Annotated in this window: 16 protein-coding genes; 13 read left to right on the top strand and 3 right to left on the bottom strand. The window is 71.1% G+C overall.

The genetic code is table 11. The annotated features are described in order from the left end of the window. Positions 1–190: 190 nt before the first annotated feature. The 13 genes from ACFW5B_RS28510 to pgi all read left to right on the top strand — a co-directional run bounded on the left by ACFW5B_RS28510 (position 191) and on the right by pgi (position 14,535). A complete protein-coding gene (locus ACFW5B_RS28510; RefSeq protein ID WP_386445529.1) occupies positions 191–841 on the top strand; it encodes a papain-like cysteine protease family protein in 651 nt (216 codons plus the stop codon). Positions 842–845: 4 nt separating this feature from the next. After that, positions 846–1,739, top strand: a complete 894-nt coding sequence (locus ACFW5B_RS28505; RefSeq protein ID WP_386445526.1) for a hypothetical protein — start codon at positions 846–848, stop codon at positions 1,737–1,739. Positions 1,740–1,977: 238 nt separating this feature from the next. Continuing rightward, positions 1,978–4,071, top strand: coding sequence for an excinuclease ABC subunit UvrC (gene uvrC / locus ACFW5B_RS28500; RefSeq protein ID WP_386445523.1), 2,094 nt, complete (start codon positions 1,978–1,980; stop codon positions 4,069–4,071). Beyond that, on the top strand, positions 4,068–5,012 hold the full coding sequence (gene rapZ, locus ACFW5B_RS28495; RefSeq protein WP_386445520.1) for an RNase adapter RapZ: 945 nt from the start codon (positions 4,068–4,070) through the stop codon (positions 5,010–5,012). The genes uvrC and rapZ overlap by 4 nt, the downstream gene beginning before the upstream one ends. Then, positions 5,009–6,070 (top strand): uridine diphosphate-N-acetylglucosamine-binding protein YvcK, encoded by a 1,062-nt coding sequence (yvcK, locus tag ACFW5B_RS28490; protein ID WP_386445517.1) that lies wholly within the window; start codon positions 5,009–5,011, stop codon positions 6,068–6,070. The genes rapZ and yvcK overlap by 4 nt, the downstream gene beginning before the upstream one ends. After that, positions 6,061–7,050: a DNA-binding protein WhiA gene (gene whiA / locus ACFW5B_RS28485; protein ID WP_018091880.1), complete on the top strand. Its 990-nt coding sequence runs from the start codon at positions 6,061–6,063 to the stop codon at positions 7,048–7,050. Before yvcK ends, whiA begins: the two co-directional genes overlap by 10 nt. A gap of 312 nt (positions 7,051–7,362) precedes the next feature. Further along, entirely contained in the window at positions 7,363–8,367 is a 1,005-nt protein-coding gene (gene gap / locus ACFW5B_RS28480) for a type I glyceraldehyde-3-phosphate dehydrogenase (RefSeq protein WP_386445513.1), read from the top strand. 116 nt (positions 8,368–8,483) lie between these two features. Then, positions 8,484–9,686, top strand: coding sequence for a phosphoglycerate kinase (locus ACFW5B_RS28475; protein WP_386445511.1), 1,203 nt, complete (start codon positions 8,484–8,486; stop codon positions 9,684–9,686). A 5-nt stretch (positions 9,687–9,691) separates the two neighbouring features. Continuing rightward, complete coding sequence (gene tpiA / locus ACFW5B_RS28470) at positions 9,692–10,468, top strand: triose-phosphate isomerase (protein ID WP_386445508.1); 777 nt, start codon at positions 9,692–9,694, stop codon at positions 10,466–10,468. A 141-nt stretch (positions 10,469–10,609) separates the two neighbouring features. Beyond that, positions 10,610–10,846: a preprotein translocase subunit SecG gene (secG, locus tag ACFW5B_RS28465; RefSeq protein ID WP_086719581.1), complete on the top strand. Its 237-nt coding sequence runs from the start codon at positions 10,610–10,612 to the stop codon at positions 10,844–10,846. A gap of 155 nt (positions 10,847–11,001) precedes the next feature. Next, positions 11,002–11,337 carry an RNA polymerase-binding protein RbpA gene (locus ACFW5B_RS28460; protein WP_006606296.1) on the top strand — a complete coding sequence of 112 codons (336 nt, stop codon included), beginning with the start codon at positions 11,002–11,004 and terminating at the stop codon, positions 11,335–11,337. Positions 11,338–11,535: 198 nt separating this feature from the next. Beyond that, positions 11,536–12,822 carry an MFS transporter gene (locus ACFW5B_RS28455; RefSeq protein ID WP_386445504.1) on the top strand — a complete coding sequence of 429 codons (1,287 nt, stop codon included), beginning with the start codon at positions 11,536–11,538 and terminating at the stop codon, positions 12,820–12,822. A 57-nt stretch (positions 12,823–12,879) separates the two neighbouring features. Next, positions 12,880–14,535, top strand: a complete 1,656-nt coding sequence (pgi, locus tag ACFW5B_RS28450) for a glucose-6-phosphate isomerase (protein WP_386445553.1) — start codon at positions 12,880–12,882, stop codon at positions 14,533–14,535. A 146-nt stretch (positions 14,536–14,681) separates the two neighbouring features. Here pgi and pgl read toward each other — a convergent pair whose 3' ends face one another. The 3 genes from pgl to zwf are packed head-to-tail and all read right to left on the bottom strand — an operon-like array spanning position 14,682 to position 18,033. Then, positions 14,682–15,464 carry a 6-phosphogluconolactonase gene (pgl, locus tag ACFW5B_RS28445; RefSeq protein ID WP_386445501.1) on the bottom strand — a complete coding sequence of 261 codons (783 nt, stop codon included), beginning with the start codon at positions 15,462–15,464 and terminating at the stop codon, positions 14,682–14,684. After that, positions 15,461–16,504, bottom strand: a complete 1,044-nt coding sequence (gene opcA, locus ACFW5B_RS28440; protein WP_386445498.1) for a glucose-6-phosphate dehydrogenase assembly protein OpcA — start codon at positions 16,502–16,504, stop codon at positions 15,461–15,463. Before opcA ends, pgl begins: the two co-directional genes overlap by 4 nt. Further along, a complete protein-coding gene (gene zwf, locus ACFW5B_RS28435; RefSeq protein WP_386445495.1) occupies positions 16,501–18,033 on the bottom strand; it encodes a glucose-6-phosphate dehydrogenase in 1,533 nt (510 codons plus the stop codon). The genes opcA and zwf overlap by 4 nt, the downstream gene beginning before the upstream one ends. Positions 18,034–18,036: the final 3 nt, after the last annotated feature.

Here is an 18,036-nt window from a genome sequence, read left to right as displayed (position 1 = left end):
GCACACGCTGCCTGTCTGTTCACTGCAGTACGCCGGGCACCGGCCGTTCACATCCGGGCCCGTCCGTCCACACCCCCATGTCCTCCGGCATTGAAGCGTGTTGACCTGCCTGCGACAACACCTGATGCTCCTCAGCAGCATCCGGATGCGCTCCTCTCCCTCCTCACCCCCCATGTCAGGGAGGAACGCCATGACCCGTGCACCCCACGCACGCCGTTCCCGCCGCAGAGAGCTGTCGGCCGCAGCGCTCGTCACCGCAGCACTGACCCTGTTCAGCGGCGCGGCCGTCGCCTCGGCCGCGCCCCGTACGCCCCCGGCGCACGCTGCTGCCGCCACGGAAGCGGCCGCCGTGCCCCGCCTCGCTGCCAACCGCCTCGACATCGCCATGCAGGCCCAGGAGAACACCAACTGGTGCTGGGCCGCCTCCGGCAACACCATCGCGACCTGGTACGGCAGGAACTACAGCCAGAACCAGTTCTGCAACGCCGCCTTCAACCGCCGGCAGGGCAGCACCTGCCCCAACGACCAGGCCACCCTCGGCAATGTGCAGACCGCCCTCAACTGGATGGGCATCAACGCGGGCTCCTATGTGTCCGGCGCGCTCCCATACGGCACCGTGCAGGGCGAGATCGACGCCAACCGGCCCGTCGAGACCCGCATCCAGTGGTCCTCCGGCGGTGGCCATATGCACGTGGTCTATGGCTATGACACAGATCGAAACTGGATTTACTGGGGTGATCCCTGGGCGACCAACTCCCGCTACAACTGGGGCGATTTCGATTACTACATGAACGGAAGCTCCTTCTCCTGGACGCACTCCCTCTACCGGATAGGAGCCTGAGGGCATGACGAAGCGCACCGCCGTCCGCACCACCCGCCGCGCCGTCGCCACCGGAGTGTTCGCGACCACCCTCCTCGGCCTCGCCCCGCATGCCGCACTGGCCGCACCCGCACCCGTGCCCGCACCGCAGGCCCCGGCCGCCGCGAGCGTCGCGGCCGCCCGCGCGGCGGCCACCGCCCCCGCGACACGGGACACCCTCGCCCGTTTCTTCGCCGCCGACCGCCGCCGCGCCGGTACACAGGCCATGGCCCCCGGCGCCGCGCACGGGGCCCCACGCATCGAGGGCAGCACCGTCCCGGTCTACGTCCTGTCGCCGGACTTCGTACGCGGCAGAAGTGCGGCCCCGGTCGCCCGGCTGGAGTTCCTCGCCAGCAAGGCGGTCGCCGCCGACGGCCGCACGGCCTCCGTATGGACCGTGCGGAAAGGCCCCGCCTGGAAGATCGTCAACATCGCCGACGGCGACGACGAGACCCGCTACACCGCGGCCGGGACCGCGCGGGCGAAGGGCGGCACCGTCTTCCACGAGCCGCAGATCGACGCCTGGTACGTGCAGCGCGGTGACCGGATCGAGCCGCTGGACGCCGATGCCCGCAAGGCCGTCGGGGCGGACGGCACCACCGTCGCCGCCTACCGGAAGCGGGTGGCGAAGGCCTACGGGGACAAGCTGCCGGGCTCCGCGTACGACCGGCGCGGCGAGGCCGGCGGCTACGGGCCGGCGGCGGCCGGCGCCGACGAACACCTGGCCCGGCCGGCGCCGCCCCAGCGGCCGGTCACGGCGGGCGCGTTCACGGACGACAGCCTGCCGGTGACCGCGGCCACGACCCTGGCGGGCGCCGCCTCCGTACTGGCCCTGGCGCTCTCCGCCGCGGTGGCGGTGCGCCGGCGCCGCAGCGGCTGAAGGGAGCACGGCAGGCCGTCCCCGCCCCGCCCCCTCCTCCCCCTTCGGGAGGAGGGGGCGGGGGTGGATTCGGGGTGGGGGAAGGAGGGCTGCCTCGCGAGCCCACCGCCGGGCCGCCCCGCCCACCGCCGCCCCCCTGCCGCCCGCCTCTGTCGCCCACTCGACCCACCCCGCCCGCCCGCCAGCCGGACCGGTCCGCGGGCCGTGCTTGTCAGTGGCGGTCAGTAGGGTGGTGGGCATGGCAGACCCCAGCAGCTATCGACCCAAGCCGGGACAGATCCCCGACTCGCCGGGGGTCTATAAGTTCCGCGACGAACACGGCCGGGTCATCTACGTCGGCAAGGCCAAGAGCCTGCGCCAGCGGCTGGCCAGCTACTTCCAGGACCTGGCCGGCCTCCATCCGCGTACCCGCACGATGGTCACCACCGCCGCCTCCGTGGAGTGGACCGTCGTCACCACCGAGGTCGAGGCGCTCCAGCTCGAATACACCTGGATCAAGGAGTTCGACCCCCGCTTCAACGTCAAGTACCGCGACGACAAGAGCTATCCGTACCTCGCGGTGACCCTCAACGAGGAGTTCCCGCGCGTCCAGGTCATGCGCGGCGCCAAGAAGAAGGGCGTGCGCTACTTCGGTCCGTACGGACACGCCTGGGCCATCCGCGAGACCGTCGACCTGATGCTCCGTGTCTTCCCCGTACGGACCTGCTCCGCCGGGGTGTTCAAGCGCTCCGCCCAGATCGGCCGCCCCTGCCTGCTCGGCTACATCGGCAAGTGCGCGGCCCCCTGCGTCGGCCGCATCTCCGCCGGGGAACACCACGAACTCGCCGAGGAATTCTGCGACTTCATGGCCGGCCGCACCGGCGCCTACATCCGCCGTCTGGAGCGTCAGATGCAGGACGCGGCGGAGGAGATGGAGTACGAGCGCGCCGCCCGGCTGCGGGACGACATAGGGGCGCTCAAGCGGGCCATGGAGAAGAGCGCCGTGGTGCTCGCCGACGCCACCGACGCCGATCTGATCGCCGTGGCCGAGGACGAGCTGGAAGCCGCCGTCCAGATCTTCCACGTCCGCGGCGGCCGGGTGCGCGGCCAGCGCGGCTGGGTCACCGACAAGGTCGAGGCCGTCACCACCGGCGATCTGGTCGAGCACGCCCTCCAGCAGCTGTACGGCGAGGAGCGGGGCGACGCCGTCCCCAAGGAGGTCCTGGTCCCGGCGCTCCCCGAGCCCGTCGAACCGATCGCCCAGTGGCTGTCCGGGCGCCGGGGCTCCCAGGTCTCGCTGCGCATCCCGCAGCGCGGCGACAAGAAGGACCTGATGGCCACGGTCGCCCGCAACGCCCAGCAGGCCCTGGCGCTGCACAAGACCAAGCGCGCCTCCGACCTGACCACCCGCTCCCGCGCCCTGGAGGAGATCGCCGAGGCGCTCGGCCTGGAGTCGGTGCCGCTGCGCATCGAGTGCTTCGACATCTCGCACCTCCAGGGCGATGACGTCGTCGCCTCGATGGTGGTGTTCGAGGACGGTCTCGCCCGGAAGAGCGAATACCGCCGCTTCCAGATCAAGACCTTCCAGGGCCAGGACGATGTCCGGTCCATGCACGAGGTCATCGGCCGCCGCTTCAAGCGCTACCTCCAGGAGAAGCAGAAGGCCGGCGAGTGGACGGAGGAGCCGGCCGCGGACGCCCGGGTCGACGACAACGGCGCCACGGCCTCAGCCGGCCCCGGCCCGGCGGTCCCGGACGACGAGCCGGACCCCATGGCCGGCCGCCCGACCGACGAGGACGGCCGCCCCAAGCGCTTCGCCTACCCGCCGCAGCTCGTGGTGGTCGACGGCGGCGCCCCGCAGGTCGCGGCCGCCCGCCGGGCCCTCGACGAGCTCGGCATCGACGATGTCGCGGTCTGCGGCCTGGCCAAACGCCTCGAAGAGGTCTGGCTGCCCGAGGACGACGACCCGGTGGTGCTGCCGCGCAGCAGCGAGGGGCTCTACCTCCTCCAGCGCGTCCGGGACGAAGCCCACCGCTTCGCGATCGCCTACCAGCGCAGCAAGCGCACCAAGCGGCTGAAGTCCTCACCGCTCGACGCCGTCGCAGGGCTGGGCGAGACCCGCCGCCGGGCGCTGCTCAAGCACTTCGGCTCGCTGAAGAAGCTGCGGGCCGCGACGATCGACGAGATCTGCGAGGTGCCGGGCGTCGGCCGCAAGACGGCCGAGACCGTCGCCGCCGCGCTGGCCGGGGCGGCACCGTCCGCCCCCGCGGTGAACACCGCCACAGGAGAGATCATTGAGGATGACGGGGCCCCGCCGGCCGCGTTGTCAGCAGAACGGGGGCAGGACCGATGAGCACACCGCAGGAACCGCAGGAAACCGAGAGAGACGGTGCACAGGTGAGTACGGGCACGACCGACCAGGGCGAGAGCGCCGCGATCCCCGAGTTGGTGATCATCTCCGGGATGTCCGGCGCCGGCCGCAGCACGGCCGCGAAGTGTCTGGAGGACCTCGGCTGGTTCGTGGTCGACAACATCCCGCCCGAGCTGATCGCGCCGATGGTCGAGCTGGGCGCCCGCTCGCAGGGCAACGTCGCGCGGATCGCGGTCGTCGTCGACGTCCGCGGCCGTCGCTTCTTCGCCAACCTCAAGGAGTCGCTGGCCACCCTTGACGCGCAGAACGTCAAGCGCCGCATCGTCTTCCTGGAGTCCTCTGACGAGGCCCTGGTGCGCCGGTTCGAATCGGTGCGCCGCCCGCACCCCCTCCAGGGCGACGGCCGGATCGTCGACGGCATCGCCGCCGAGCGGAATCTGCTGCGCGAGCTGCGCGGCGACGCCGACCTGGTCATCGACACCTCCAGCCTCAACGTCCATGAGCTGCGCGCCAAGATGGACGCGCAGTTCGCGGGCGAGGAGGTGCCCGAGCTGCGCGCCACGGTCATGTCCTTCGGCTTCAAGTACGGCCTCCCGGTCGACGCCGACATGGTCATCGACTGCCGCTTCATCCCCAACCCGCACTGGGTCCCCGAGCTGCGCCCCTTCACCGGCCTCAACGACGAGGTCTCCCACTACGTCTTCAGCCAGCCCGGTTCCAAGGAGTTCCTGGACGGCTACGCCGAGCTGCTGCGGATCGTCGCCGAGGGCTACCGCCGCGAGGGCAAGCGCTATGTGACCATCGCCGTGGGCTGCACGGGCGGCAAGCACCGCAGCGTCGCGATGTCCGAGAAGCTCGCCCGCCGCCTGGTCTCCGAAGGGGTGGAAACCGTCGTCGTCCACCGGGACATGGGGCGCGAGTGAGCGGGCGTACACCACGGCTGCGCCGGGTCCGCAGGTTCGTCCCCAGCGTCCGTACCACGAAGGGCGCCACCCCCAAGGTGGTGGCGCTGGGCGGCGGCATGGGCCTGTCCGCCTCGCTGACCGCGCTGCGCCGTATCACCGGTGATCTGACCGCCGTCGTCACGGTCGCCGACGACGGCGGCTCCAGCGGCCGGCTCCGCGACGAGCTGGGCGTGCTGCCGCCCGGCGATCTGCGCAAGGCGCTGGCCGCGCTGTGCGGTGACGACGACTGGGGCCAGACCTGGTCCCGGGTGATCCAGCACCGCTTCCAGAGCGAGGGCGAGCTGCACGACCACGCGGTCGGCAATCTGCTGATCGTCGCCCTGTGGGAGCAGCTGGGTGATCATGTCCAGGCGCTCGACCTGGTCGGCAAGCTGCTGGGCGCGCACGGCCGGGTGCTCCCCATGTCGGCGGTGCCACTGGAGCTCCAGGCCCAGGTCAGGGGCCATGATCCGGTCCGTCCGACCGAGGTCTCCACGGTCCGCGGCCAGGCCACCGTCGCGCTCACCCGCGGCGAGGTCCAGTCCGTCCATGTGGTCCCCGAGGACCCGCCGGCCGTCCCCGAGGCGGTCGCCGCGGTGCGGGACGCCGACTGGGTGGTGCTCGGTCCCGGCTCCTGGTTCTCCTCCGTGATCCCGCATCTGCTGGTGCCGGAGCTGCGCGAGGCGCTGGAGGAGACCAAGGCCCGGAAGGTCCTGTCGCTCAACCTTGCGCCCCAACCGGGCGAAACCGATGGCTTCTCCCCGCAGCGTCATTTGGAGGTTTTGGCCCGACACGCCCCTAAACTCGCCTTCGACGTGGTGCTGGCCGACAAGGCCGCCGTGCCCGACACCGAAGGTCTGACGGTTGCCGCGAAGCAGCTGGTCGGCAGCGAGGTCGAGCTGGCGGCGGTCGCCGCACAAGGAGACGACGCCCGGCCGAGCGCCGGGGGAGCCCCCGACCGGCACGACCCGGAGCTGCTGGCAGCCGCGTACGACCGTATTTTTCGGATGCATGGAAGGATCGGCCCATGGCGATGACGGCAGCGGTGAAGGATGAAATCTCCCGGCTCCCCGTCACCCGGACCTGCTGCCGGAAGTCGGAGGTCTCGTCGATCCTGCGGTTCGCGGGCGGTCTGCACCTGGTCAGCGGACGCATCGTGATCGAGGCGGAGCTGGACACCGGCATCGCCGCCCGGCGGCTGCGCAAGGACATCCTGGAGATCTTCGGGCACAGCTCCGACCTGGTGGTGATGGCCCCCGGCGGCCTGCGGCGCGGCAGCCGCTACGTCGTCCGGGTCGTGGCCGGCGGCGACCAGCTGGCGCGCCAGACCGGCCTGGTCGACGGTCGCGGCCGCCCCATCCGCGGACTGCCCCCGCAGGTGGTCTCCGGCGCGACCTGCGATGCCGAGGCGGCCTGGCGCGGCGCGTTCCTGGCGCACGGCTCGCTGACCGAACCGGGCCGCTCCTCGTCCCTGGAGGTCACCTGCCCCGGTCCCGAGGCGGCGCTCGCGCTGGTCGGTGCGGCCCGCCGGCTCGGCATCGGCGCCAAGGCCCGGGAGGTGCGCGGGGTGGACCGCGTGGTCGTCCGTGACGGTGACGCGATCGGCGCGCTGCTGACGCGGCTCGGCGCCCATGAGTCGGTGCTCGCATGGGAGGAGCGGCGGATGCGCCGTGAGGTCCGGGCCACGGCCAACCGCCTCGCCAACTTCGACGACGCCAACCTCCGCCGCTCGGCGCGCGCCGCGGTCGCCGCCGGTGCCCGGGTCCAGCGGGCCCTGGAGATCCTGGGCGAGGAGGTCCCCGAGCACCTCGCGGCGGCCGGCCGGCTGCGCATGGAGCACAAGCAGGCCTCGCTGGAGGAGCTGGGCGCCCTCGCCGACCCGCCGCTGACCAAGGACGCGGTCGCCGGCCGGATCCGCCGGCTGCTGGCGATGGCCGACAAGCGCGCCCAGGACCTCGGCATCCCCGGCACCGAGTCCAACCTCACCGAGGAACTCGCCGAGGGCATGGTCGGCTGACGACCGGCGCCCCGCACCCCGCCGGGCATCCCCTCGCGCCCCCGGCGTCACTTCCGAACGGTGTCGTCGGGGGAGGCGCGGGTGGGCGGGCACGAGGGCAGTTCAAACCGCTCGTTTGAGGCACCGGGAGCGCCTCTGGGCTCGCTCGTTTGAGGGGCCAGAAGCCCTTCTGTAGCTGCTCGTTTGAGGGGTCGAAGGCCCGTTTGTCAATGTCACGTACGTCTCTTTTTGGGGGTAGGGTCGGAGGCGGTCGGGGACAGCCCATACAGCTCGCCGGTGACCCATCGGCGTACCTAACGAGGAGATCGGTTCGTGACGATCCGCGTAGGCATCAACGGATTCGGCCGCATTGGTCGCAACTACTTCCGCGCGCTCCTGGAGCAGGGCGCGGACATCGAGATCGTCGGTGTCAACGACCTGACCGACAACGCCACCCTGGTCCACCTGCTGAAGTACGACACCATCCTGGGTCGTCTCAAGCAGGACGTCAGCCACACCGACGACACCATCACGGTCGGCAACCAGACGTTCAAGACGATGGCCGAGCGCGACCCGGCCAACCTCCCCTGGGGCGAGCTCGGCGCCGACATCGTCGTCGAGTCGACCGGCATCTTCACCAAGCGCGCGGACGCCGCCAAACACCTCGCCGCCGGCGCCAAGAAGGTCCTGATCTCCGCGCCCGCCAAGGACGAGGACATCACGATCGTGATGGGCGTCAACAACGACAAGTACGACGCGGCCAACCACCACGTCATCTCCAACGCCTCCTGCACCACCAACTGCGTGGCGCCGATGGCGAAGGTGCTCGACGAGAACTTCGGCATCGTCAAGGGCCTGATGACCACGGTCCACGCGTACACCAACGACCAGCGCATCCTGGACTTCCCGCACAGCGACCTGCGCCGCGCCCGCGCCGCCGCGGAGAACATCATTCCGACCTCGACCGGTGCCGCCAAGGCCACCGCCCTGGTCCTCCCGCAGCTCAAGGGCAAGCTGGACGGCATCGCCATGCGCGTCCCGGTACCCACCGGCTCGGTCACCGACCTGGTCCTGGAGCTCGACCGCGAGGTCAGCAGGGACGAGATCAACGCCGCCTTCCAGAAGGCCGCCGAGGGCCAGCTCAAGGGCATCCTGGAGTACACCGAGGACCCGATCGTCTCCTCGGACATCGTGAACTTCCCGGCCTCGTGTACCTTCGACTCCGCCCTGACCATGTCCCAGGGCAAGCAGGTCAAGGTCGTCGGCTGGTACGACAACGAGTGGGGCTACTCCAACCGCCTGGTGGACCTGACCACCTTCGTCGGCGGGCAGCTCTGATCGCTGGTTGACACCGAGGCACCGAGATGTGATGAGGACGGGGCTCGTATGACGCGATGAAGCGTCGTACGGGCCCCGTCCCATGGCCGAGCTACGCAAACACGGAGTCACTCCTCATGAAGACGATCGACGACCTCGAGGTCGCCGGGCAGCGCGTCTTTGTCCGCGCCGACCTGAATGTGCCGCTGGACGGCACCACCATCACCGACGACGGCAGGATCCGTGCCGTCGCCCCGACGATCGCCAAGCTCGCCGCCCGCGGCGCCAAGGTGATCGTCGCCTCGCACCTGGGCCGTCCCAAGGGCGCCCCGGACCCGGCCTTCTCGCTGGCCCCTGCGGCCGCGCGGCTGGGTGAGATCCTCGGGCAGGACGTGGCGTTCGCGACGGACACGGTCGGCGAGTCCGCCGGTTCCGTGGTCGCGGGCCTGGCCGACGGCCAGGTGGCCGTGCTGGAGAACCTCCGCTTCAACGCGGGCGAGACCAGCAAGGACGACGCCGAGCGCGGCGCCTTCGCCGACCGGCTCGCCGCCCTCGCGGACCTGTACGTCGGCGACGGCTTCGGCGCCGTGCACCGCAAGCACGCCTCCGTCTACGACCTGCCGCAGCGCCTTCCGCACGCCGCCGGCGACCTGATCGCCACCGAGGTCGGCGTCCTGAAGAAGCTCACCGAGGACGTCAAGCGCCCCTACGTGGTCGCGCTGGGCGGCGCCAAGGTCTCCGACAAGCTGGCCGTCATCGACCAGCTGATCGAGAAGGCCGACCGCATCCTGGTCGGCGGCGGGATGGCGTACACCTTCCTCAAGGCCAAGGGCCACGAGGTCGGTATCTCGCTGCTCCAGGAGGACCAGGTCCCGGCCTGCCTGGAATACCTGGCGCGGGCCGAGAAGCGCGGTGTGGAGTTCGTGCTCCCCGTCGACGTGCTGGTGTCGGCCGAGTTCCCGGATCTCAAGACCAAGGCCCCCGCGAACCCCGCGATCGTCGCTGCGGACGCCATCCCCGCCGACCAGGAGGGCCTGGACATCGGCCCGAAGACCCGCGAGCTCTACGCCGCGAAGCTCGCCGACGCGGGCACCGTCTTCTGGAACGGCCCGATGGGCGTCTTCGAGCACCCCGACTACGCCGGCGGCACCCGCGCCGTCGCCCAGGGGCTGCTGGACTCGCCCGCCTTCACCGTCGTGGGGGGCGGTGACTCGGCAGCCGCGGTGCGTCTGCTGGGATTCGACGAGACCGCTTTCGGCCACATCTCGACCGGCGGTGGCGCCAGCCTCGAATACCTCGAAGGCAAGACGCTCCCCGGCCTCGCCGCTCTGGAGGACTGAACAACGTGACTGACCGCACCCCGCTGATGGCGGGCAACTGGAAGATGAACCTCAACCACCTCGAGGCCATCGCCCACGTCCAGAAGCTCGCCTTCGCCCTCGCCGACAAGGACTTCGACGCCGTAGAGGTCGCGGTCCTGCCGCCCTTCACCGATCTGCGGTCGGTGCAGACGCTGGTCGACGGCGACAAGCTCAAGATCAAGTACGGCGCCCAGGACATCTCCGCGCACGACTCCGGTGCCTACACCGGTGAGATCTCCGGCCCGATGCTCGCCAAGCTCAAGTGCGCGTACGTGGCCATCGGCCACAGCGAGCGCCGCCAGTACCACGGCGAGAACGAGGAGATCTGCAACGCCAAGGTCAAGGCCGCGTTCAAGCACGGCCTCACCCCGATCCTGTGCGTCGGCGAGGGCCTGGACGTCCGCAAGGCCGGCCACCAGGTCGCGCACACCCTCGCCCAGGTCGACGGCGCGCTGGCGGACGTCCCGGCCGAGCAGGCCGAGACGATCGTGATCGCCTACGAGCCGGTGTGGGCCATCGGCACCGGCGAGGTCGCCACCCCCGAGGACGCGCAGGAGGTCTGCGGTGCGATCCGTGGCCGCCTCGCCGAGCTCTACAGCCAGGAGCTGGCCGACAAGGTCCGTATCCAGTACGGCGGCTCGGTCAAGTCCGGCAATGTCGCCGCGATCATGGCGCAGCCCGACGTCGACGGCGCGCTGATCGGCGGCGCGGCGCTGGACGCGGACGAGTTCGTCAAGATCGTCCGCTTCCGCGACCAGTAGCAGCTATGACGAGGGCGAGCCCTCGTCGTACCCTGTCGGGGCCGGGACCGGTGCAACCGCACCGCCCCCGGCCCCGCACCGTTTTCTCCGTATATCGTGATCCATACGTCCGTCCGTCAGTCCTAGAGAGTTGGTCCAGCCGTGGTCATCGGGTTCTCGATCGCCCTCATCGTCTTCAGCCTGCTGCTGATGATGCTGGTGCTCATGCACAAGGGGAAGGGCGGCGGTCTGTCCGACATGTTCGGTGGCGGCATGCAGTCCTCGGTCGGTGGCTCCTCGGTCGCCGAGCGCAACCTCGACCGCATCACCATCGTGGTGGGTCTGCTGTGGTTCGCCTGCATCGTGGTGCTCGGCATCCTGATGAAGCTCAGCAACTGACGCGGCGTCGGAGGTGCGGCCTATCATGAGGGTGGCGTCCTCGGACGGGTAACTCCAGCCACTGGACGCGCGTTGGGCCTTACGTAGACTGGGGCGTTCCGCAGCGCAGCTGCTGCGAGAGGCTGTGCAGCACCATTACGCAGGGAGTTACGACCGTGGCAAGTGGCAACGCGATCCGAGGAAGTCGGGTCGGGGCGGGGCCGATGGGGGAGGCCGAGCGCGGCGAGTCCGCGCCGCGCACCCGCATCTCCTTCTGGTGCTCCAACGGGCACGAGACGCAGCCCAGCTTCGCCGGCGATGCGCAGGTTCCGGACACCTGGGACTGCCCGCGCTGTGGTTTCCCCGCCGGCAAGGACCGGGACAGCCCGCCGGACCCGCCGCGCACCGAGCCGTACAAGACCCACCTCGCCTATGTCCGCGAGCGTCGCAGCGACGCCGACGGTGAGGCGATCCTCGCGGAGGCGCTCGCCAAGCTCCGCGGCGAGATCTGACGGACCAGCACCTGACGCGGCCGGCCCGGCCGGAGGGACACACCCCTTCCGGCCGGGCCGGCCGCGTCCGTGCACCCGCGCGAGCCGTCGCGCGCCACGGGCCGCATCTGAGGTAGCGGATGGGGAAGTCGCCCGAGGGCCATTGTCAGTGGCTGCCCCTACCGTTTTCCGTACGCGCACGATGCGGACGGGGGCGGCATGGCGGACAGCGGGACGGACACCGGAGCGGGGCACACGACAGGGGCGGGCGCGCTCGCCCCGCGCGGCGGCTTCGGCCGGCTGTGGTGTGCCGCCGCCGTCTCCCGCTTCGGTGACGCCCTGCGCGGCACGGCGCTGCCGCTGCTCGCCTACGCCCTGACCGATTCGCCGTTGCTGATCTCGCTCGTCACCGCCTGCGGCTTCGTCCCCTGGCTGCTCTTCGGGCTGCTGGGCGGCGCGGTCGCCGACCAGGTGGACCAGCGGCGGGCGATGTGGGCGGTGGATGTGCTGCGCGGGCTGCTGATGGCCGGCTTCGCCGTGGCCGTGGCGCTCGACCGGGCGGGCATCGGGCTGCTGCTCGCGCTGTCCTTCGCGCTCACCACCCTCCAGACCCTGTTCGACAACGCCGCCACGGCCCTGCTGCCCGCGGTGGTGCCCAAGGAGCGACTGGCCGCCGCCAACGCCCGGCTGATGACCGGTCAGGAGCTGGCCGGCCGGTTCGTCGGCGGACCGCTGGCCCCGGTGCTGATCGCCCTCGGTGCCGCGCTCCCGTTCCTGGCCGACGCGGCCACCTACTTCGTCGCGGCCGCGTTGGTCGCCTCCCTGCGCACCGGAACCCCGCCCCGACGGCCGGCCGCCGCCGGGCGCACCGTCCGGCGTGAAATGTCTGAAGGAATACGGCAGTTGTGGCGCGACCGGGTGCTGCGCGCGTTCTGTGTGTCGGTGGCGCTGGGCAATGTCGGCATCGGTGCGCTGATCGCGACCCTGGTGGTGGTCGTCAAGGACCGGCTGGGCGCCGGGGACTTCGGCTATGCCGTCGTGACCACCGGCTACGGCATCGGCATGGTGGCGGGCGGACTGCTCGCGAGCCGGACGATCGCCCTGGTCGGCGGCAAGGGCCGCACCCTGCTGCTCGCCGGAGTGCTCCAGGCCGTGACCCTGGTGGGCTTCGGGACGCTGCGCTCGGTCTGGCTCGCGGCGCTGCTCCTGGGCCTGTTCGGCTTCGCCGGGATGGTGTGGAACGTCCTGGAGATGACGGCCGTGCAGCAGCGCAGCCCGGCCGGGATGCTCGGCAGGATCAGCTCCGCCTTCCGCACGGTCTCCGTCGCCGGGACCCCGCTCGGCGCGCTGTGCGGCGGCGCGGCCGCCACCGCGTACGGCCCCGGCGCCCCGGTGCTGCTGGCCGCCGCGTTGCTGGCCCTGGGCACGGTCGCGCTGACACCCGTTCTTCAGACGGCCGACGGCGCCCCGTCCGACAGCGGACAGATACCTCCTACCGGGCGCTGATCAATTAGGTTGGGAGATGGCGGGGCCGGTACGAGATGAAGAAGGCTGATGTCCGAGATGAACGCAGAAGGCCGCAGCAGGCTCGATCAGCTGCCTGAGTGGACGGCGCTGGGCAAGCACCGTGAGCAGCTGGCGGAGGTGCATCTGCGCGAGCTGTTCGAGCGGGACCCGGCGCGCGCCGGGCGCTACACCCTCCAGGTCGGCGATCTGCACCTGGACTACTCCAAGCACCTGGTCACCGACGAGACGCTGGGGCTGCTGCGCGAGCTGGCCGCGGCGACCGGTGTGGCCGAGCTGCGGGACGCGATGTTCCGCGGCGAGAAGATCAACATCACCGAGCGGCGGTCCGTGCTGCACACCGCGCTGCGCGCGCCCGGCTCGGCGGTCATCATGAGCGACGGCGAGAGCGTCACCCCCGGCGTGCAGCACGTCCTGACGAAGATGGGCATCTTCTGCGACCGGGTCCGCTCCGGCGACTGGAAGGGCCACACCGGCAAGCGCATCAAAACCGTCGTCAACATCGGTATCGGCGGCTCGGACCTGGGCCCGGCGATGGCGTACGAGGCGCTGCGCGCCTACACCCACCGGGACATGCAGTTCCGCTTCGTCTCCAATGTGGACGGCGCAGATCTGCACGAGGCGGTCCGTGATCTGGACCCGGCCGAGACGCTGTTCATCATCGCCTCGAAGACCTTCACCACCATCGAGACGATCACCAATGCCACCTCGGCCCGTGAGTGGCTGCTGAGCGGCCTGGGCGCCGACGGGGGAGCGGCCGTCGCCAAGCACTTCGTGGCGCTGTCGACCAACGCCGAGAAGGTGACGGAGTTCGGCATCGACCCGGACAACATGTTCGAGTTCTGGGACTGGGTCGGCGGCCGGTACTCCTTCGACTCCGCGATCGGCCTGTCGCTGATGATCGCGATCGGTCCGGAGCGCTTCCGCGAGATGCTGGCCGGCTTCCACCTCGTCGACGAGCACTTCCGCACCGCCCCGCCGGAGGAGAACGCCCCGCTGCTGCTGGGCCTGCTCGGCATCTGGTACGGCAACTTCTGGGACGCCCAGGCGCATGCCGTGCTGCCCTACAGCCACTACCTCTCCCGGTTCACCGCCTACCTCCAGCAGCTGGACATGGAGTCCAACGGCAAGTCCGTGGACCGCCAGGGCAACCGCGTCAACTGGCAGACCGGACCGGTCGTCTGGGGCACGCCCGGCACGAACGGCCAGCACGCCTACTACCAGCTCCTGCACCAGGGCACGAAGATGATCCCGGCCGACCTCCTCGGCTTCGCCGAGCCGGTCGCCGATCTGCAGCCCGGTCTGGTCGCCCAGCACGACCTGCTGATGGCCAATCTCTTCGCCCAGGGCCAGGCGCTGGCCTTCGGCAAGACGCCGGACGAGGTGCGCGCCGAGGGCGTGGCCGAGGAACTGGTGCCGCACAAGACGTTCCCGGGCAACCGCCCGACCACCACCATCCTGGCCGGTGAGCTGACCCCGTCCGTGCTGGGTCAGTTGATCGCGCTGTACGAGCACAAGGTGTTCGTCCAGGGCGCGGTGTGGAACATCGACTCCTTCGACCAGTGGGGCGTGGAGCTGGGCAAGGTCCTCGCCAAGCGCGTCGAACCGGCGCTGACCGAGGGCGCCGAGGTGCCGGGTCTGGATGCCTCCACGGCCGGCCTGGTCGCCAAGTACCGGGAGTTGCGCGGACGGTGACCGCCCGGGTCGCCGGCCCGCAGTGACCGCCGCAGGACGGTCGTGCGGACGCCGCTGGGCCCACCGACGCGGCACCTCCCGCTGAACGCCGCAGGCCCCGCACCCTCCAGGGTGCGGGGCCTACGGCCTTGCTGCGCGGTGTTTCCTCAGGCCGAGGCCGGCGGGTAGAGGCCGCGCGGCAGCTGGGACGCCGCCGCCTCGTCCAGCAGCCACAGGGTCCGGCTGCGGCCCCGGGCGCCGGCCGCCGGGGCCTGCACCTCACCGGCGCCGGAGAGGGCGATGGCCGCGGCATTGGCCTTGTCCTCGCCGGCCGCCAGCAGCCAGACCTCCCGCGCCGCGCGGATCGCGGGCAGGGTCAGCGAGACCCGGGTGGGCGGCGGCTTCGGCGCGCCGTGCACCCCGACCACCGTCCGCTCCGTCTCGTAGACCGCGGGCAGCTCCGGGAAGAGCGAGGCGACGTGGGTGTCCGGGCCGACGCCGAGCAGCAGGACGTCGAAGGACGGCACCGGGCCGTGGTCCTCGGGGCCCGCGGCGGCGGCGAGTTCGGCCGCGTACGCCTCGGCGGCGGCGTCGGCGTCATGGCCGTACGGGCCGTCCGACGGGGGCATGGGGTGCACCCGGGCCGGGTCCAGCGGGACGCTGTCGAGCAGCATCTCCCGGGCCTGGGTGTGGTTGCGCTCCGGATCGCCGTCCGGCGCGAACCGCTCGTCGCCCCACCACAGTTCGAGCCGGGACCAGTCCACCGCGTCCCGGGCGGGAGCCTCGGCGAGGGCCGCGAGCAGCCCGTTGCCGTTGCGCCCGCCGGTCAGGACCACCGAGGCGGAACCACGGGCGGCCTGGGCGTCCACGATCTTCGTGATCAGCCGGGCCGCCGCGGCCTTGGCCATCAGCTCCTTGTCGCGGTGGACGACCACCTGCGGAGCACTCACTTGGCGGCCGCCTTCTTCGCGGCCTTCTTCGCCGCGGGCTTGGCCGCGTCGTTCTCGGTGGGCGCCTTCTCCCCGGCCGCCGCCTTCTCCTCGGCGGCCGGCCGGTCGCCGTTTCCGTGACCGAGCCGGTCCACGCCGAACTTCAGCGCGTTGGCGTAGATCTCGTCCGGATCGAGCCGGCGCAGCTCCTCGGCGAGCAGCTCGGAGGTCTCCCGCCGCTTGAGCGCCACCGCGCGGTCGGGCTGACCGTGCATGGAGAGCGTGGCCAGCGAGCCGTCCGGACGGTCCAGCACGATCGCGCCGCTGCTGGACTCCATCCGCACGGCCGTCAGACCGGGGCCGGCCGAGACCTTGCGGGTGACCGGGACGTTCAGCCGGTCGGCCAGCCACATGGCGAGCAGTTCGCAGCTGGGGTTGAACTCCTCGCCGGTCACCTCGGCCGAGGTGACCGTGCACGGAGCCTGGTCGAGCGCCGCCGCCAGCATCGAGCGCCACGGCGTGATCCGGGTCCAGGCCAGATCCGTGTCGCCGGGGGTGTAGGCGTCCGCGCGGGCGGTCAGCTCGTGGATGGGCTGCTCGTCGGCGTAGGCGTCGGTGACCCGGCGCTGGGCCAGCGCACCGAGCGGGTCCTTGGCGGGAGCCGCCGGGGCGTTCACCGCCCACCAGACCACGACCGGGGCGTCCGGCAGCAGCAGCGGCAGCACCACGGACTGGGCGTGGTCGATGACCTCGCCGTACAGCCGCAGCAGCACCGTCTCGCCGGTGCCGGCCTCGGTGCCGACCCGCACCTCGGCGTCCAGGCGGGCCTTGGCGCGGTCACGCGGCGACCGGCTGACCCGCTTGATGACGACGAGGGTGCGCGAGGGGTGCTCACGGGACGCCTCGTTGGCCGCCTTCAGGGCGTCATAGGCGTTCTCCTCGTCGGTGACGATGACGAGGGTGAGCACCATGCCGCTGGTCGGGGTGCCGACGGCGCGGCGGCCCTCCACCAGCGCTTTGTTGATCTTGCTGGAGGTGGTTTCCGTCAGATCGATCTTCATGGCCGACGCCAGCTCCGTCCGTCTCGTGCGAGCATTTCGTCCGCCTCGGCCGGGCCCCAGGTGCCCGCCGGGTACTGCGCGGGCTTGCCGTGCTTGTCCCAGTACTCCTCGATCGGGTCGAGGATCCGCCAGGAGCGCTCCACTTCCTCCACCCGCGGGAAGAGGTTGGCATCACCGAGCAGGACGTCCAGGATCAGGCGCTCGTACGCCTCGGGGCTGGACTCCGTGAAGGACTCGCCGTACGCGAAGTCCATCGACACGTCCCGCACCTCCATCGAGGTGCCCGGCACCTTGGAGCCGAACCGCACGGTCACGCCCTCGTCCGGCTGCACCCGGATGACCAGGGCGTTCTGCCCCAGCTCCTCGGTGGCGGTGTGGTCGAAGGGGGAGTGCGGAGCGCGCTGGAAGACCACCGCGATTTCGGTGACCCGGCGGCCCAGGCGCTTGCCGGTGCGCAGGTAGAAGGGGACGCCCGCCCAGCGGCGGTTGTCGATCGACAGCTTGATCGCGGCGTAGGTGTCGGTCTTCGACTTGGGGTCGATACCGTCTTCCTGGAGGTAGCCGACGGCCTGCTCGCCGCCCTGCCAGCCCGCCGCGTACTGCCCGCGGACGGTCTCCTTGCCGAGGTCCTTGGGCAGCCGGACCGCACCCAGCACCTTGGTCTTCTCCGCGACCAGCGCGTCCGCCTCGAAGGAGGCGGGCTCCTCCATCGCGGTCAGCGCGAGCAGCTGGAGCAGGTGGTTCTGGATGACGTCACGGGCGGCGCCGATGCCGTCGTAGTAGCCGGCCCGGCCGCCGATGCCGATGTCCTCGGCCATCGTGATCTGGACGTGGTCGACATAGCTGCGGTTCCACAGCGGCTCGAACATCGTGTTGGCGAACCGCAGCGCCAGGATGTTCTGGACCGTCTCCTTGCCCAGGTAGTGGTCGATCCGGAAGACCTCGTGCGGCGGGAAGACCTCGTGCACGATCCGGTTGAGCTCCTTGGCGCTCTCGAGGTTGTGCCCGAAGGGCTTCTCGATGACCGCGCGGCGCCAGGAGTCCTCCTTCTGCTCGGCCAGCCCGTGCTTCTTCAGCTGCTGGACGACCTTGGGGAAGAACTTCGGCGGTACGGACAGGTAGAAGGCGTAGTTGCCGCCGGTGCCCTGCGCCTTGTCGAGCTCGTTTATCGTCTCCTTGAGGGTCTCGAAGGCCTCGTCGTCGTCGAAGTTGCCCTGGACGAAGCGGCAGCCCTGCACCAGCTGCTGCCAGACCTCTTCGCGGAACGGCGTCCGCGAGTGCTCCTTGACCGCCGCGTACACCTCCTGCGCGAAGTCCTCGTGCTCCCACTCCCGGCGGGCGAAGCCGACGAGCGAGAAGCCCGGCGGGAGCAGCCCCCGGTTGGCGAGGTCGTAGACGGCGGGCATCAGCTTTTTACGGGACAAATCGCCCGTGACGCCAAAGATGACCAGGCCCGACGGCCCCGCGATACGCGGGAGCCGTCGGTCCAGGGCGTCACGGAGCGGGTTGGCTCCGTGGGAATCAGTCAAGGG

Origin of the sequence: Streptomyces sp. NPDC058773, from assembly GCF_042746015.1 — a bacterium.
GTDB lineage: Bacteria > Actinomycetota > Actinomycetes > Streptomycetales > Streptomycetaceae > Streptomyces.
The sequence above is the reverse complement of the archived record's forward strand: the minus strand, read 5'-3'. Positions and strand labels throughout refer to the sequence as shown.

Excerpts from the sequence above, each read along its gene's own strand:
- ACFW5B_RS28510 (WP_386445529.1), top strand. The coding sequence starts at position 191 with ATGACCCGTGCACCCCACGCACGCCGTTCCCGCCGCAGAGAGCTGTCG.
- ACFW5B_RS28505 (WP_386445526.1), top strand. The coding sequence starts at position 846 with ATGACGAAGCGCACCGCCGTCCGCACCACCCGCCGCGCCGTCGCCACC.
- uvrC (WP_386445523.1), top strand. The coding sequence starts at position 1,978 with ATGGCAGACCCCAGCAGCTATCGACCCAAGCCGGGACAGATCCCCGAC.
- rapZ (WP_386445520.1), top strand. The coding sequence starts at position 4,068 with ATGAGCACACCGCAGGAACCGCAGGAAACCGAGAGAGACGGTGCACAG.
- whiA (WP_018091880.1), top strand. The coding sequence starts at position 6,061 with ATGGCGATGACGGCAGCGGTGAAGGATGAAATCTCCCGGCTCCCCGTC.
- ACFW5B_RS28475 (WP_386445511.1), top strand. The coding sequence starts at position 8,484 with ATGAAGACGATCGACGACCTCGAGGTCGCCGGGCAGCGCGTCTTTGTC.
- ACFW5B_RS28455 (WP_386445504.1), top strand. The coding sequence starts at position 11,536 with ATGGCGGACAGCGGGACGGACACCGGAGCGGGGCACACGACAGGGGCG.
- pgi (WP_386445553.1), top strand. The coding sequence starts at position 12,880 with ATGAACGCAGAAGGCCGCAGCAGGCTCGATCAGCTGCCTGAGTGGACG.
- opcA (WP_386445498.1), bottom strand. The coding sequence starts at position 16,504 with ATGAAGATCGATCTGACGGAAACCACCTCCAGCAAGATCAACAAAGCG.